This window comes from Kitasatospora sp. MBT66 (genome assembly GCF_000710405.2).
Lineage (GTDB): Bacteria > Actinomycetota > Actinomycetes > Streptomycetales > Streptomycetaceae > Kitasatospora > Kitasatospora purpeofusca.
Genome location: NZ_JAIY01000010.1, coordinates 233200 through 248417 on the forward strand (window position 1 = coordinate 233200; position 15218 = coordinate 248417).

General features: G+C 72.8%; 10 protein-coding genes. 3 read left to right on the forward strand and 7 right to left on the reverse strand.

What is annotated here, in order from left to right:
* Positions 1 to 14: 14 nt before the first annotated feature.
* Entirely contained in the window at positions 15 to 1184 is a 1170-nt protein-coding gene (locus BI06_RS25680; RefSeq protein WP_043471924.1) for an aminotransferase class V-fold PLP-dependent enzyme, read from the reverse strand.
* A 137-nt stretch (positions 1185 to 1321) separates the two neighbouring features.
* Between BI06_RS25680 and BI06_RS54770 the strand changes: the two genes are divergently transcribed.
* Together BI06_RS54770 and BI06_RS25690 are read left to right on the forward strand one after the other, a co-directional pair.
* The gene (locus BI06_RS54770) at positions 1322 to 3403 is read left to right on the forward strand and encodes a prolyl oligopeptidase family serine peptidase (protein ID WP_199523350.1); all 2082 of its coding nucleotides are present in this window, start codon (positions 1322 to 1324) and stop codon (positions 3401 to 3403) included.
* A gap of 178 nt (positions 3404 to 3581) precedes the next feature.
* Positions 3582 to 5957 carry an immune inhibitor A domain-containing protein gene (locus tag BI06_RS25690; RefSeq protein ID WP_078880299.1) on the forward strand — a complete coding sequence of 792 codons (2376 nt, stop codon included), beginning with the start codon at positions 3582 to 3584 and terminating at the stop codon, positions 5955 to 5957.
* 214 nt (positions 5958 to 6171) lie between these two features.
* On the opposite strand, the gene BI06_RS25695 is transcribed toward BI06_RS25690, so the two are convergent.
* From BI06_RS25695 to BI06_RS25720, 6 genes are all read right to left on the reverse strand, one after another.
* Positions 6172 to 7635, reverse strand: a complete 1464-nt coding sequence (locus BI06_RS25695) for an MFS transporter (RefSeq protein ID WP_043473046.1) — start codon at positions 7633 to 7635, stop codon at positions 6172 to 6174.
* Positions 7636 to 7993: 358 nt separating this feature from the next.
* On the reverse strand, positions 7994 to 8971 hold the full coding sequence (locus tag BI06_RS25700) for an ABC transporter ATP-binding protein (protein WP_030395939.1): 978 nt from the start codon (positions 8969 to 8971) through the stop codon (positions 7994 to 7996).
* A complete protein-coding gene (locus BI06_RS25705) occupies positions 8968 to 9969 on the reverse strand; it encodes an ABC transporter ATP-binding protein (RefSeq protein WP_030395938.1) in 1002 nt (333 codons plus the stop codon). The genes BI06_RS25700 and BI06_RS25705 overlap by 4 nt, the downstream gene beginning before the upstream one ends.
* The gene (locus tag BI06_RS25710; protein WP_030395937.1) at positions 9969 to 10955 is read right to left on the reverse strand and encodes an ABC transporter permease; all 987 of its coding nucleotides are present in this window, start codon (positions 10953 to 10955) and stop codon (positions 9969 to 9971) included. Before BI06_RS25710 ends, BI06_RS25705 begins: the two co-directional genes overlap by 1 nt.
* Positions 10952 to 11914 carry an ABC transporter permease gene (locus BI06_RS25715; RefSeq protein ID WP_030395936.1) on the reverse strand — a complete coding sequence of 321 codons (963 nt, stop codon included), beginning with the start codon at positions 11912 to 11914 and terminating at the stop codon, positions 10952 to 10954. The genes BI06_RS25710 and BI06_RS25715 overlap by 4 nt, the downstream gene beginning before the upstream one ends.
* 13 nt (positions 11915 to 11927) lie before the next feature.
* Entirely contained in the window at positions 11928 to 13688 is a 1761-nt protein-coding gene (locus tag BI06_RS25720) for an ABC transporter substrate-binding protein (RefSeq protein WP_030395935.1), read from the reverse strand.
* 231 nt (positions 13689 to 13919) lie between these two features.
* Between BI06_RS25720 and BI06_RS25725 the strand changes: the two genes are divergently transcribed.
* Positions 13920 to 15218, forward strand: a 1299-nt coding sequence (locus BI06_RS25725; RefSeq protein ID WP_043471927.1) for an aminopeptidase P family protein, incomplete at its 3' end; no start/stop codon positions are given.

The window sequence follows — 15218 nt, forward strand, 5'->3', positions numbered from 1 at the left end:
CGAGGCGGGACCGACTACCGCAGCAGCTCCGCCAGCCCGTCCGCCAGCACCCGGTACTCCGGCGCCCGGTTGTACAGCTGCCCGCACAGCCGCAGCACCCCGCCGCCCGCCCAGGGCCGCGCCACCGTCCGCACGGCGTACCGGCGCCACATATGCGCCATCAGCTCCTGCGCCTGCGGGAGCGTCTCGGAGACGCCGGGCGGCAGCCGCAGCGCGCGCATCGACAGCCCGGCCGAGGTCGGCAGCGCGGCCAGTCCGACCCGCTCGGCGACCACCGCGGCGCCGTACGCGACGAGCCGCTCGTTGTGCTCGCGCACCAGCCCGGGCCCCAGCCCGACCAGCAGGTCGATCCCGGCCGGGGCGGCCAGCCAGGGCGTGTAGTCCAGCGTGCCGCGCCATTCGACGGCGGCCGGATAGCCCTGGTGGTCCTCCCAGGAGAGGATCAGCGGCCGGATCTTCCCGGTCCACTCCGGGCGGACCACCAGCACCCCGGTGGCGCGCGGGGCGAACGCCCACTTGTGCAGGTTGCCGAACCAGAAGTCGGCCTCCGCCGGGACCGGGTCGGCCAGCATGCCGGGCTCGTGCGCGGCGTCCACCACGGTGGTCACCCCGCGCCCGCGCAGCTCCCGGAGCAGGCCGGGGGTGGCGACCCGGCGGGCGGTGGGCGAGGTGATGCCGTCCAGGACGGCGAGCGCGGTGCGGTCGGTGACCTCGGCCAGCACGGCCTCCCGGACGGCGTCCCCGTCCGGGAGGTCCAGGGGCAGCCGGACGGTGCGCAGTTCGGCGCCCAGCTCCTCGGCCCGCCGGCGGACGGCCTCGGTGACCGTGCCGTAGCCGTGGTCGGTGACCAGGACCTGGTCCCCGGCCGCGAGCGGGACGTTGGCGAGGGCGACGGCGATCGCGTCGGTCACGTTGGGGACGAGCGCCAGCAGCTCCGGCCGGGTGCCGAGGGCGTCGGCGAGCCGGGCCCGGGCCGCCGCGACCCGCCCGGGCAGGTCGGCGAAGAAGCCGTCCGGGTCGGCCTCCTGCTCCTCGTACAGCCGCCGCTGGAGCTGCTGGACCGGGACCGGGACGGCGCCGAAGGACCCGTGGTTGAGGTGGACCACCGCCGGGTCCAGCGTGAACAGCCGGTCGGTCCCGGCCAGCGGCTCGGGGGCTTCGACGGTCGGCGCGGTCTCGGTCACTGCGTTCCTCCTGGAGTGGTGTCGGGGCCGGGGCCGGGGTCGGCGCCCGGACTTTCTGTTACCCAGATCACGTGATGTGTGACATTTCACATGTCGTCCTACTGGTGGCGAGCCCGTTCCACGGCGACCATCGGGCGGTGACCATCACCGACTCCTACCTCTCCCTCAGCGCCCGGACCGGCCGCTTCAGCTTCGGTGCCCCGCGAGCGATCTCGCTCAACGAGGACGGTACCCGCCTGCTGCTGCTCCGCTCCAGCGGTCCCGAGGACCGGTTCGACCGGCTCCACCTCCTCGACCTCGCCACCGGTGCCGAGCGAGAGGTGGCCGATCCGACCGTGCTGGCCCCCGGCCGTACCGGCTCCACCGCCGACCTGCCCGACGTCGAGCGCCGACTGCGCGAGCGGTCCCGGCTCACCGCCGCCGGTATCGGCACCTTCGCCGCCACCCCCGACCTCGCCGTCGCCGTCTTCGCCCTCGACGGCCGGCTCTTCCGCACCGAGACCGCGACCGGCCGCACCACCGAACTCGCCACCGCCGGCCCCGTCTTCGACCCCCGCCCGGACGCGACCGGCGAGCGCATCGCCTACGTCGCCGACGACGCCCTGTACGTCACCGCCCCGGACGGCGGGGCCGACCGGCGCCTCAGCCCGGACGACGGCGCCCGCTGGGGCGTCGCCGAGTTCGCCGCCGCCGAGGAGCTCGGCCGCCACCGCGGCCACTGGTGGCGCCCCGACGGCGGCGCCGTGCTCGCCGCCCGGGTGGACGAGTCCGCCGTCCCGCCGCGGCACTTCGCCGACCCGGCGCACCCGGAGCAGGCCCCCGAGCGGTTCGCCTACCCGCAGGCCGGCGGCCCCAACGCGGACGTCCGGCTCTGGGTGCTCGGCCTGGACGACACCCGGGTCGAACTCCACTGGGACACCGAGGCCTTCCCCTACCTGTGCGCCGCCCGGTGGGCCGGGCCGGAGGAGCTGCTGCTCACCGTCGCCGACCGGCTGCAGCAGAACGTGCTGCTGCTGAGCGCCGACCCGGCCACCGGCGGCACCACCGAACTCTCCCGCACCACCGACGAGTTCTGGGTGGACGACCTGCCCGGCACGCCGGACCGGCTGGACGGCGGCCGGCTGCTCACCGTCCTGGACACGCCCGAGGCCCGCGGCCTGGCCGTGGACGGCAAGCCGCTGGACACCACCGGCCTGCAGATCCGCCGGGTCGTCGGCCGGGTCGGCGACCGGCTGCTCTGCGAGACCGGCGAGGGCGACCCGTTCGACCAGCACGTCCACCTGATCGACCCGGACGGCGGCGCGCCCGAGCGGCTCTCCGAGGGCCCCGGCGTGCACAGCGCGCAGGCCGCCGGCGACACCCTGCTGCTCGTCTCGGCCGACCCGGACGGGGTGCGCCGCGAGGCCCGCACCCCGCACGGCACCGTCACCCTGACCGACCTCTCCGCCCCGCTGCCGTACCGGGTCGAGCCGCTGCTGGCCCGGGTCACCGAGCGCGGCCTGCCGAGCGCCGTGGTCTACCCGCGCGGGCACGTCCCGGGCCGCAAGCTGCCCGTACTGCTCGACGTCTACGGCGGCCCCGGCTTCCAGGCCGTGGCCAACGAGCCGCGCCGCTGGCAGCTCAAGCAGTGGTGGGCCGACCAGGGCTTCGCGGTGGTCACCGTCGACAACGGCGGCACCCCGTTCGTCTCCCCCGCCTTCGTGCGGACCATCTTCCGCCGCTTCTCCCAGGTGGCGCTGGACGACCAGGCCGACGCGCTGCGGGCGCTCGGCGAGATCCACCCCGACCTCGACCTCGACCGGGTCGGTGTGCGCGGCTGGTCGTACGGCGGCTACCTCGGGGCACTGGCCGTGCTGCGCCGCCCGGACGTCTTCCACGCCGCCTGCGCCGGCGCCCCGCCCACCGACTTCCGGCTGTACGACACCGCGTACACCGAGCGGTACCTGGGACTGCCCCAGGAGAACCCGGAGGGCTACGCGGCCGACTGCCTGGTGGACGACGCTGCCTCGCTCGACCGGCCGCTGCTGCTCATCCACGGTCTGGCGGACGACAACGTGCACCCCTCGCACACCCTGCTGCTCTCCCAGGCACTCACCGGGGCGGGCCGGCCGCACAGCCTGCTGGCCCTGCCGGGAATCACCCACATGACGCCGGGCGGCGTCAACGAGCAGCTGACCCAGGCCGAACTCGCCTTCCTGCGGACCGCGTTGAAGCTCTGATCCGCCGCGACCCCCCGTCGTCCGGGCCGCCCGCCGCAGCACGCGGGCGGCCCGGCCGCGTTCCCCGGTCGGAGGCCGCCCACACCTCCCGCGGTCCGATCTCTTCCGTGTGACCCATGACATGTGAAATATTACCTGCGCTCGCCCGACCACCCACCGTCCGGAAAGGACAGGTCAGTTGCGCAGACTGTCCGCGGCGTTCGCGGCCGCGCTCACCACGAGCGCGATAGCGGTCACCCTGCTCGGTACCCCCGCCCAGGCCGCTCCCCCCACGCCCGCATCCACCATCTCCGCCGAGTCCGGCGACAGCGCCGAGGCCGGGGGCCTCGAGGCCCCGCCGGCGCCGCTCGCGCCCCAGGAGCGCGAGCGCCAGTCGCTGCGCACCAAGGCACTGGAACAGCTCAACAAGGGCGCCGTGGCCAAGACCACGGACCGCCGGGCACCCGCCAAGGTGCGGGTCGGCAACGACTACGTCCAGCTCGCGCAGCAGCGCAAGGACAAGGTCTTCGTGATCCTCGCCCAGTTCGGCGACCAGGTGGACAACACCACGCTGTACAACGGCCAGCCGCGCTACGGGGGCACCCCCGGCCCGCAGCACAACGCCATCCCGAAGCCCGGCAAGAGCGACAACCACACGCTCTGGAACCAGGACTTCGACCGGAACTACTACCAGAAGATGTTCTTCGACGACTCGCCCGGCGCGGTCTCGATGCGCAACTTCTACCGCACCCAGTCCTCGGGCCGGTACGACATCGAGGGCACCGTCAGCAACTGGGTCACCGTGCCGTGGAACGAGGCCCGCTACGGCTCCAACAAGGGCCCGCAGGGCTCCGGCGCCTGGACCCAGGGCCAGGAGTTCATCCGGGACGCCGTCAAGGCCTGGTACGACGGCGAGATCGCCAAGGGCCGCACGGCCGCGGACGTCAAGGCCGAGCTGGCCCAGTACGACGTCTACGACCGCTACGACCACGACAAGGACGGCGAGTTCAACCAGCCCGACGGCTACCTGGACAACGTCATCGTCGTGCACGCCGGCGCGGACGAGACCTGGGGCGGCGGCGCGCAGGGCGCCGACGCGCTGTGGGCGCACCGCAGCTGGACCTTCCCGGACCCGACCGGCCAGACCGGCCCGGTCGGCAACAGGATCGGCGGCGCGCCGGTCGGCGACACCGGCCTGTACGTCTACGACTACGTCCAGGCGGGCGAGAACAGCGGAGTCGGCCTGTTCTCCCACGAGTTCGGCCACAACCTCGGCCTGCCCGACCTGTACAGCACCAGCGGCGGCGACAACAGCGTCAACTTCTGGTCGCTGATGTCCTCCGCCTCGTACCTGGGCAAGGGCAAGAACACCACCGGCGCCTACCCCGGCGACCTCGACGCCTGGAGCAAGCTGCAGTTCGGCTGGCTCAACTACGACGAGGCGCAGGCCGCCACCCGGTCCAGCCACGCGCTCGGCGTCAGCGGCTACAACACCGACCAGGCGCAGGCCGTCCTGGTCCACCTGCCGGACGGCACCACCAGCACCGACCTCGCCGACCCGCGCGAGGGCGCCAAGCAGTGGTGGAGCGACACCGGCGACAACCTGGACAACGCGCTGGCCCGCGACGTCGACCTCGGCGGGACCACCGGCCCGGCCGCCCTCGACGCGGCGGTCTGGTACGACATCGAGCAGGACTACGACTTCCTGACCGCCGAGGCCTCCACCGACGGCGGCAAGACCTGGACCGCCCTGCCCGGCACCGTCGACGGCACCCCGCTCGGCAACACCAGCTCCAACGTCCCGGGCCTGAGCGGCACCTCCGGCGCGTACCGGCAGCTGCACATCCCACTGGACGCCTACGCCGGCCAGAAGGTCCGGCTGCGGCTGCACGTCACCTCCGACGGCAACACCCACGGCAAGGGCGTCCTGGTCGACGCGGTGAGGATCACCGCCGGCGCCACCACCCTGTTCACCGACGGCGCCGAGAACGGCACCAACGGCTGGACCGCCACCGGCTTCACCGTCATCACCGGCCGCACCGCGGTCAAGCAGCACCCGCGCGCCTACCTGGTGGAGAACCGGCGCTACGCCGGCTACGGCGAGTTCCTGAAGACCGGCCCGTACAACTTCGGCTACACCGGGGTCGAGGGCAAGAAGGACATCGTCGACAACTACCCGTACCAGGAGGGCGTGCTCGTCTGGCTCTGGGACACCGGCTACGGCGACAACAACACCAAGGACCACCCCGGCGGCGGCCTGATCCTGCCGATCGACGCCCACCCGGCGCCGATCCGCTTCGCCGACGGCACCCTGGTCAACGCCCGGGCGCAGACCTTCGACGCGACCTTCTCGCTCAAGCCGACCACCGGGTTCACGCTGCACAAGGCCGGCGTCCCGGTGAAGATCGGCTCGGAGAAGGCCGTCCCGGCCTTCAACGACCGCACCGGCGTCTACAGCGACCCGGCCACCCCGCAGCTCGGGGTGAAGGTGCCGGACACCAACACCAAGATCGAGGTCGTCCGCGAGTCCCAGGGCGGACGGATCACCACCGTCCGGGTGGGCCCCGCGTCCTGACCCCGCTGCCCGGGTCCGGCCGCGCACACCCCGCGCGACCGGGCCCGGCAGTCCGAACCCCGGTGTCCTGAGCGCCGGGCCTCCCCGTGGAAGACAGGTCCCACGGACAGGCAGACCGCCCCGGTCCTCCCACACGGAGGGCCGGGGCGGTCCGTTTCCCGCCCGGCTCAGGCCTGGACCCAGGCCTCGACTCAGGCCTCGACTCAGACCCCGCTCAGGCCTCGGCGCGCGCCCGCCGCAGGCTCAGCGCGGCGGTGGCGGTGCCGAACACGGTGAGGGCGCCGAGCCCGAAGACCATGTAGCGGGCGCCGTCCAGCGTGGAGTCCCCGCCGAAGCTCACCAGCGTCCCGGCCAGCGCCGAGCTCACCGTGAAGGCGATCAGCTGGGTGGTGTTGAGGCCGGCGGCCGCCTTGGCGCCCTCCACCTCGTCGTCGGTGCTGCGCATCGCCGTGACGCTCAGGTGCGGGAAGGCCGCCCCGATGCCGGTCCCGCCGATCACCAGCACCACCGCCCACAGCAGCACCCGGCCGCCGGAGGCCTGCGAGGTCTGCAGCAGGCCGTAGGCCAGCAGACCGGCCGTGAGCACCGCCGGACCGACCCGGATCGCCAGCGAACGAGCCCGCTCCGAGCGCAGGTTGACGCTGAACAGCTGGGCCGAGGTCCAGCCGACCGACACCGTCGCGCCGAGGAAGCCGGCCGCCAGCGGGCTCAGCCCGCCCAGCTCCTGGCCGAACAGCGGGATGAAGGTCTCGGTCATCACGCCGGTGCAGTACACCGCGACGGTCAGGTAGATCCACTTCAGGTGGTTGCCGCGACGGTAGGTCAGCTTGGGCAGCACGGTCGCCGATCCGCGGCGCTCCACCAGCAGGAAGCCCGCCAGCAGCACCAGGCCCAGCACGATGCACAGCGCCGTCGCCCAGCCGCGCGGCACGGTGGAGCTGATGCTGAAGGCGCCCGCCGCGAGCGTCAGCAGCAGCAGCGAGGGCAGCGGCAGCGGTTCGACGGTGCGCGCGGACCCGGTCGGGCCGGGCAGCGAGCGGCGGGCCAGCACGGCCAGCACCAGGGCGGCCACCATGAGCAGGACGTAGGAGCCGCGCCAGGCGTCGAGTTCGGCGAAGAGCCCGCCGAGCGAGGGGCCGACCAGCGTGCCCACGCCCCACATCGCCGACACCAGGCCGGCCGCCCTGGTCCACAGCCGCTCCGGCAGCGCGGTGCGGATCACCGCGTAGCCGAGGCCGGCCATCAGCCCGCCGCCCAGGCCCTGGACGATCCGGCCGACGATCAGCGTCTCCATCGATGGGCTGGCCGCGGTCAGCCCGGCGCCGGCGGCGAACACCAGGAAGCCGGTGAGGTAGGAGCGCGAGGGCCCGAGCCGGGCGAGCAGCCGGCTGACCAGCATCGCGGCGGTCACCGCGGCGATCAGGAAGCCGGTCGCCACCCAGGCGTAGAAGCGGGCGCCGCCGATGTCCTCGACGATCGAGGGCAGCAGGGCTGCGGTGAAGTAGAGGTTCATCGCGTAGAGCGCGACGCCGCCGGCCATGATCGAGGCCTGGGCGGCGTACTGCTTGGAGAAGAGGTCCCCCCAGCCGCCGGAGGGCGCCGCCGACTCGGCAACGGGAGCGCGATCTCCCTGGTCGGAGGGGGTGGAGGCGGTCTGGACGCGCGGAGTTTCGGTCACGTGCACACGCTATGAGTTCAAGTGAACTTCAAGTCAAGCGCTCGCACGGACCCGGGGACGGACAGAACTACCGGGCCGGGGAACGGCGAAAGGGCCCGCCGGGTCCGACGACCCGGTCGGACCCGGCGAGCCCCGCCCGTCCGGTGGGTTTCCACCGGACGGGACCCGGTCGGGCGCGGCCCTCATCACAGGCTCCCCGCCGCTCCCGACCGGGGGCTCGGCACGCGAGGAGGATCGCTCCTCGCGCGTTCGGTGCCGTACCGTCCGCCGTGGGGGTGGCCGGACGGTACGGCGGTTCAGCCGCGGCCGGAGGCGCGCCCAATGGCAGGCGCCCCCGACCGCGAGACCTCGTCCCGGATCAGTTCTCCGGGAAGTGGCAGGCCGCCTCGCGCCCGCCCGGCCCGGCGATCCGCAGCAGCGGACGCTCGGTCCGGCAGATCTCCTGGGCCTTCGGGCAGCGCGGGTGGAAGCTGCACCCGGGCGGCGGGGCGGCCGGGCTCGGCGGGTCGCCGAGCAGCACGATCCGCTCGCGCGCCCGCTCCGCGGCCGGGTCCGGCAGCGGAACGGCGGACAGCAGGGCCTTGGTGTAGGGGTGCGCCGGGTTGCTGTACACCTGGTGCTTCTCGCCGATCTCGACGATCCGGCCCAGGTACATCACCGCGACCCGGTCGCACACGCGCTTGACCACGGAGAGGTCGTGCGCGATGAAGATGTACGCCAGCCCCAGTTCGTCCTGGAGCCGCTCCATCAGATTGACCACCTGGGCCTGGATGGAGACGTCCAGCGCGGACACCGGCTCGTCGGCGACCACCAGCCGGGGCGAGGTGGCCAGCGAGCGGGCGATGCCGATGCGCTGGGCCTGGCCGCCGGAGAACTCGTGCGGGTAGCGGTCCAGGTGCTCGGGGATGAGGCCGACCAGCTCCATCAGCTCGGAAGCCCGCTTGCGGGCGTCGGCCGCGCTGCTGCCCTGGACCAGCAGCGGTTCGGAGATGATCCGGGCCACCGTCTGCCGGGGGTTGAGCGAGGAGTACGGGTCCTGGAACACCATCTGCAGGTGCCTGCGGTGCGGGCGCAGCTGAGCCTGGGTCAGGCCGCCGATCTCGGTGCCGTCGAAGTTCACGGTGCCCGAGGTCGGGTCGATCAGCCGGACGACCATGCGCCCGGTGGTCGACTTGCCGCAGCCGGACTCGCCGACCAGGCCGAGGGTCTCGCCGGCGCCGACGTCGAAGCTGACGCCGTCCACGGCCCTGATCGGGGCGCCGGGCTGGCCGGTGCGTGAGCGGCGGCCGGGGAAGGTCTTCACCAGATCCCGGACCGTCAGCAGGGGTTCGGTCATCCCAGGACTCCTTCCGGCACCAGCGGCAGGTGACAGGCGGCCTGGTGGCCGGGGGCGAGCGGGCCGAACGCGGGCCGCTCGGACAGGCAGCGGGCGTGCTCCTCGGCGGCGGCGGCGATGGTGCGGGCGCAGCGCGGTGCGAAGGAACAGCCGGGGGCGGGGGCGATCAGCGACGGCGGGCTGCCGGGGATGGCCCGCAGCGGGGCGTCGTCGGTGTCGTCCAGGCGGGGCAGGGAGTCGAGCAGCCCGCGGGTGTACGGGTGCGCGGGGGCGGCGAACAGCCGGTCCACGGGCGCCTGTTCGGCGGCGCGGCCGCCGTACATGACGAGCACTTCGTGGGCGACCCGGGCGACCACGCCGAGGTCGTGGGTGATCATCACGACGCCGAGTCCGCGCTGCTCCTGGATCCTGGCGATCAGGTCGAGGATCTGGGCCTGGACGGTGACGTCGAGCGCGGTGGTCGGCTCGTCGGCGATCAGCAGCTCGGGCTCGCAGGCGAGCGCCATGGCGATCATCACGCGCTGGCGCATGCCGCCGGAGAACTGGTGCGGGTACTCGTCGACGCGGCGGGCCGGCTCGGGGATGCCCACCTCGGCGAGCATCTCGATCGCACGCTCGCGGCCGGCCTTGCGGGAGGCCTTGAAGTGCACCCGGTAGTGCTCGGCGATCTGCTCGCCGACCGGGTAGAAGGGGTGCAGGCTGGACAGCGGGTCCTGGAAGATCATGGCGATCCTCCGGCCGCGGATCGCGCCGAGCTGCTTCTCGCCCAGGCCGTTGAGCTCCTGGCCGTCGAGCCTGATCGAGCCGCCGACCTTCGCGCCGCGGTGCAGGCCCATGACGGCGAGGGAGGTGACGGACTTCCCGCTGCCGGACTCGCCGACCAGGCCGAGGGTCTTCCCGGCCTCGACGGTGAAGTTGATGCCGTCGACGGCCCGGACGGTGCCGCGCGGGGTGTCGAAGGTGACCTTGAGGTCCTCGACCTCCAACAACGACGTCATCAGTACCTCACTCTCGGGTCGACGTACGCGTAGAGCACGTCGACCAGCAGGTTCGCGACGACGATGAAGAAGGCCGCGAGCAGGGTGACGCCGAGGATGACGGGCTGGTCGGAGCGGAGCAGGCCGTCGTAGAAGAGGCGTCCGATTCCGGGCAGTCCGAAGATCGACTCGGTGATCACGGCACCGGCCAGCAGGCCGCCGAGGTCCATCCCGAAGATGGTGAGGATCGGCGTCATGCCGGAGCGCAGACCGTGCTTGACGGTGACGGTGAGCGCCGGCATGCCCTTGGCGCGGGCGGTGCGGATGTAGGGCTCGGCCATCGCCTCGATCATCGAGGTCCGGCTCTGCCGGGCGTACTGGGCCGCGTAGAGCAGCGCCAGCGCGGTCCACGGCAGCAGCAGGTTGGAGGCCCAGGACAGCGGGTTGTCGGTGAGGTTGTGGTACGCGGGGTAGGGCAGCAGGCCGGCGGTCCGCACCACGCCCCAGATCAGCATGATCGAGGTGAAGTAGACCGGCAGCGAGGCGGCGCCGACCGACAGGACGGTGAGGATCTTGTCGACCACGGTGTTCTTGCGCAGCGCCGAGGTGATGCCGGCGCCGAGGCCGAGCACCAGCCAGAGCACGGCCGAGCCGATGGCGAGCGAGACCGACACCGGCAGGCGGTCGACCAGCAGGTCCCAGACCGGCAGCGAGTACTCGTAGGAGTAGCCGAGGCAGGGGAAGCCGCAGTGGGTGGCGCTGGCTCCGCTGCCGTAGTCGCGGCCGGCGAAGATGCCCAGCAGGTAGACGAAGAACTGCTCCCAGACGGGCTTGTCCAGGCCCATCGCGGCCTTGACCTCGACCAGCCGCTCGGGGCTGCAGGTCTTGCCGCAGGCGGCTGCGGCCGGGTCGTTGGGCAGCAGGTAGAAGATGGTGAAGGTGATGGCGCAGATGGCCAGCAGGATGCCGGCGACGCCGAGCAGCCGGCGCCCGAGGTAGAGGATCACGACCGTCCTCCCTTCGGGTCGAGGATGTCGCGCAGCGCGTCGCCGAGCAGGGTGAAGGCGAGGACGGCGACGAACAGGAAGACCGTCGGGATCAGGAAGTACGTCGGGTCGGTCTCGTAGAAGACGATCGATTCGGCGATCATCTGCCCCCAGGAGGGGGTCGGCGGCCGGACGCCCACGCCGAGGTAGGAGAGCGCGGCCTCGGTGGCGATCATGCCGGGGATCAGCAGGGTGGTGTAGGCGATGATCGGCCCGGAGACGTTGGGCAGGATCTCCCGGGTGAGGATGCGCCAGGACCGGGCGCCGCCGACCTTGGCCGCCTCGACGTACTCGCGGTGCTTGAGCGAGAGGGTCTGGCCGCGGACGACGCGGGCCACGCCGGGCCAGCCGAACAGCCCGATGACCACGGTCATCAGCAGGATCCGGTTGACGTCCCTGGCGACCGACATCATCGCGATCATGAAGATCAGCGACGGGAAGGACATCGTGAGGTCCATCAGCCGGGACAGCAGGCTGTCGATGCGGCCGCCGAAGTAGCCGGCCGCGATGCCGGCCAGGGTGCCGGCGACGACGACGACGGCGGTGGCGACGAACGCGATCAGCAGCGACACCTGGCCGCCGTGCAGGACCCGGGCGAACAGGTCGCGGCCGGTGGCCGGCTCGACGCCGAACCAGTGCCGGGCGCCGACGCCGCCGAAGTCGCCCTTGGGCAGGCCGCCCAGGTAGGCGTCGACGGCGCGCTTGTCGAACTCCTCGGCGTTCCAGCCGCCGAGCGCGCTCAGCGGGCCGGCCAGCACGGCCATCAGGACGAGGAGGACGACCATGATCAGGCCGAAGCGGGCCGAGCCCTTGGCCCACAGCTGGTCCCAGACCAGCCGCCAGGGCCCGCGCCCGGAGGCTTTCGCGGGGCCCGCCGCCGCGACGGGCGCGGCGGCGGGCTCAGTCGTAGTGGTGCTCATGACGGACGGTTCCTCAGCCCTGGCTCTTGGCGGGGTCCTTGAGGCCGACCGTGGCCATGTCGATCATGCCGGCGTAGCCCGGGGCACCGAAGGCGCCGGCCACGTTGGTGCCGACCAGCAGCGCGCGGCGCTGCCACATGAGCGGGACGGCCGGGGCCTTCTGCAGGAGCGCCTCGTCCAGCTTCTTCCAGGCCTCGTTGGCCTCGTTCACGTCCGGGAGGGCCGCGATGCGGTCCATCTCGTCCATGGTGGCCTGGTCGCGGAACTGGCTGTAGTTGCCCTGGTTGCCCTTGTCCTTGATGGTGCGGCCGTCGAACAGGAAGGGCAGGAAGGTGGCACCGGACGGGTAGTCCGGGCACCAGCCGTTGATGGTCAGCTCGGGCGCGGCCTTGGCGTCGCCGAGGGTGTCGGTGAACGCCGACGGGTCGACGGTGTTGACGGTGACCTGGATGCCGGCCTTGGACAGCGACTGCTGGATGGCCTCGCCGCGGGTCTTGTCACCGAGCGAGACGGTGAGCGAGACCTTGAGGTCGGTCTTGCCGGCCGCCTTGAGCAGGTCCTTGGCCTTCGCCGCGTCGCCGGCGGCCGGGATCTTCAGCGGGTCGGCCTTGACGCCGCCGGTCAGCGACGGCGGCAGGAAGGAGGTGGCGACGTCGGCGATCGCGGGGCCGCCGAACGCGGTGACCTGGGCCTCGCGGTCGACCGCCCACATGACGGCCTCGCGGACCTTCGGGTCGTCGAACGGCGCCTTGGAGGTGTTGAGGTAGAGGCTGTCGGTGCAGCCGGTGCGCTCGGCCACCATGCGGGCCTTGACGTCGGCCTTGGGCAGCACCTTGGCGACCGACTCGGGGCGCATCCAGGGCATCTCGATCGCGGAGGCGTCGGCGCCGTCGCTGGCGATGATGCGGTCGTCGACCTGGCCGCCCTTGAGGCCCTGGGTGACGACGATCTTGTCCGGGTAGGCCTTGCGGATCGGGTCCGAGGACGGGTCCCAGTTGGTGTTGCGGACCAGCACCAGCTGCTTGCCGCGGTCGTAGCTCTCGATCTTGTACGGGCCGGAGGAGAACGGCCGCATGTCGTACTGGGTGCCCTTCTCCTGAGCCGGCGGCACCGGCGCGAAGGTGGGCAGGGTCGCGGTGTAGGCGAACTCGGCGACCGGGCGCTTGAGGCGGAAGACGATGGTCCTGTCGTCCGGCGTCTCGATGCTCGCCAGGTGCTCGCCGGTCAGCGGACCCTTGTAGTTCTCGCCGCCGGCCAGGTACTGGGCCGCGTAGTCGGGGCCGCCGGTGAGGTCCGGGGAGAACGAGCGCTCGACGTTGTACTTGATGTCGGAGGACTTGATCGGCGAGCCGTCCTCGTACTTCAGCCCGTCGCGCAGGGTGAAGGACCAGGTCTTGCCGCCGTCGGACGGGCGGCCGGTGTCGGTGGCCAGGTCGGGGACGATCTGGTTGCCGGCGTCACCGGGCTCGGCCTTGAAGGTGACCAGGGTGCGGTAGATCAGCCGGGTGCCGAAGTCCATCTGCGGCAGGGTCCAGTTGCGGGCCGGGTCGAGGTGGGCGAAGTCCTGGTTGGTCAGCACGGTCAGGGTGCCGCCCTTGACCGGGGTGCCGCCCACGGCCGTGCCGGTGTCGGCACCGGGTCCCTTGGTGGAGCTGGCGGCGGCGGTGTCGCCGGAGCCGCTGTCGCTCTTGTCCTTGCTTCCGCAGGCGCCGAGCCCGAGGGTGAGTGCCGCCGCGATGGCCGCCGCGAGGGCGGTCTGGGTACGCCTGTTCATATCTGACTCCGCAGTGGGGGGCCCGCCGAGAAGGCCCGTCGTCCAACCCCGGGGGTGGATCCGGGGCCCGGCCGGGAGGGCGACCTCAGGGGGTCTAGCCGCTCCGCGGTGTGACCCGTAACATAGTAATGTGAAATTGCACTGCACAAGAGGTGACGCCACCCGTTACCGAGATGTGTCCGTGCAGCCCCTCCTCCCCCAACCTCGCACCACGCGTTTTAGGAGTACCCGGTGACCCTCCGTCAGACCGGCCTCAACACCGGCAGCCACGACCTCCCGGTGTCGGCGGCGCTCAACGCCTTCATGGGCACCTCCTGGGCCCCCACCCCGCTCCCGGCCGAGGACCGCGTCCCCGGCTACGCCGTCACCCCCGGCCGGCGCACCCGGCTGTCCGCGGCCTTCCCCGGCGAGCGCCTGATCGTCCCGGCCGGCCGGCTCAAGGTCCGCAGCAACGACGTCGACTACCGCTTCCGCCCGCACAGCGCCTACGCCTGGCTGACCGGCCTCACCGGCGAGGACCAGGTCGGCCACGTGCTCGTCCTGGAGCCGACCGGCCCCGACGGCCACGAGCCCGTCCTCTACCTGCGGCCCCGCTCCCCCCGCGGCGGCGACCCGGTGCGCGGCGCCGAGTTCTTCCGCGACCGCCGCTACGGCGAGTTCTGGGTCGGCCGCCGCCCCGACCTCGACGAGGCCTCCCGGCTCACCGGCGTGCGCGTCGAGCACCTCGACGAGCTGGACAAGCTGCTCACCGGCCCGCAGCCCGCCACCCGGGTGCTGGCCGGCGTCGACCCCGAGCTCGACGCCGCCACCGGCCGCCCCGGCCCCGCCGCGCTCGTCGACGCCGACGGCCTCTTCGCCGCCGTGCTGTCCGAGCTGCGACTGGTCAAGGACACCTGGGAGGTGGAGCAGCTCCAGCTCTCCGTCGACCACACCGTGCTCGGCTTCGAGGACGTCGTCCGCGCCCTGCCCGCCGCCCTGCGCCACCACCGCGGCGAGCGCTGGATCGAGGGCGTGTTCAACCTCCGTGCCCGCGCCGAGGGCAACGGCATCGGCTACGAGACCATCGCCGCCAGCGGCGCCCACGCCGGCGTCCTGCACTGGATCCGCAACGACGGCGCGCTCGACCCGAACTCCCTGCTGCTGCTGGACGCCGGCGTCGAGACGGACACCCTCTACACCGCCGACATCACCCGCACCCTCCCGCTGAGCGGCACCTTCACGCCGGTCCAGCGCCAGGTCTACGAGCTGGTGCTCGCCGCCCAGCAGGCCGGCATCGACACGCTGCGCCCCGGCGCCCGCTTCCGCGACTTCCACGCCGCGGCCGCCCGGGTCATCGCCGAGGGCCTCGCCGACTGGGGCGTCCTGCCCGTCTCCGCCGAGGAGGCGCTCGCCGAGGACAGCGGCCTCTACCGCCGCTACACCCTCTGCGGCACCGGCCACATGCTCGGCCTCGACGTCCACGACTGTGCCAAGGCCCGCGCCGAGACGTACCTGGACGCCGTCCTGGAGGAGGGTCACGTGCTCACCGTC

What these genes read in the sequence shown, in the direction of transcription:
- BI06_RS25715 (WP_030395936.1), bottom strand. Translation starts at nt 11,914, where the DNA reads ATGAGCACCACTACGACTGAGCCCGCCGCCGCGCCCGTCGCGGCGGCG.
- BI06_RS25705 (WP_030395938.1), bottom strand. Translation starts at nt 9,969, where the DNA reads ATGACGTCGTTGTTGGAGGTCGAGGACCTCAAGGTCACCTTCGACACC.
- BI06_RS25700 (WP_030395939.1), bottom strand. Translation starts at nt 8,971, where the DNA reads ATGACCGAACCCCTGCTGACGGTCCGGGATCTGGTGAAGACCTTCCCC.
- BI06_RS25720 (WP_030395935.1), bottom strand. Translation starts at nt 13,688, where the DNA reads ATGAACAGGCGTACCCAGACCGCCCTCGCGGCGGCCATCGCGGCGGCA.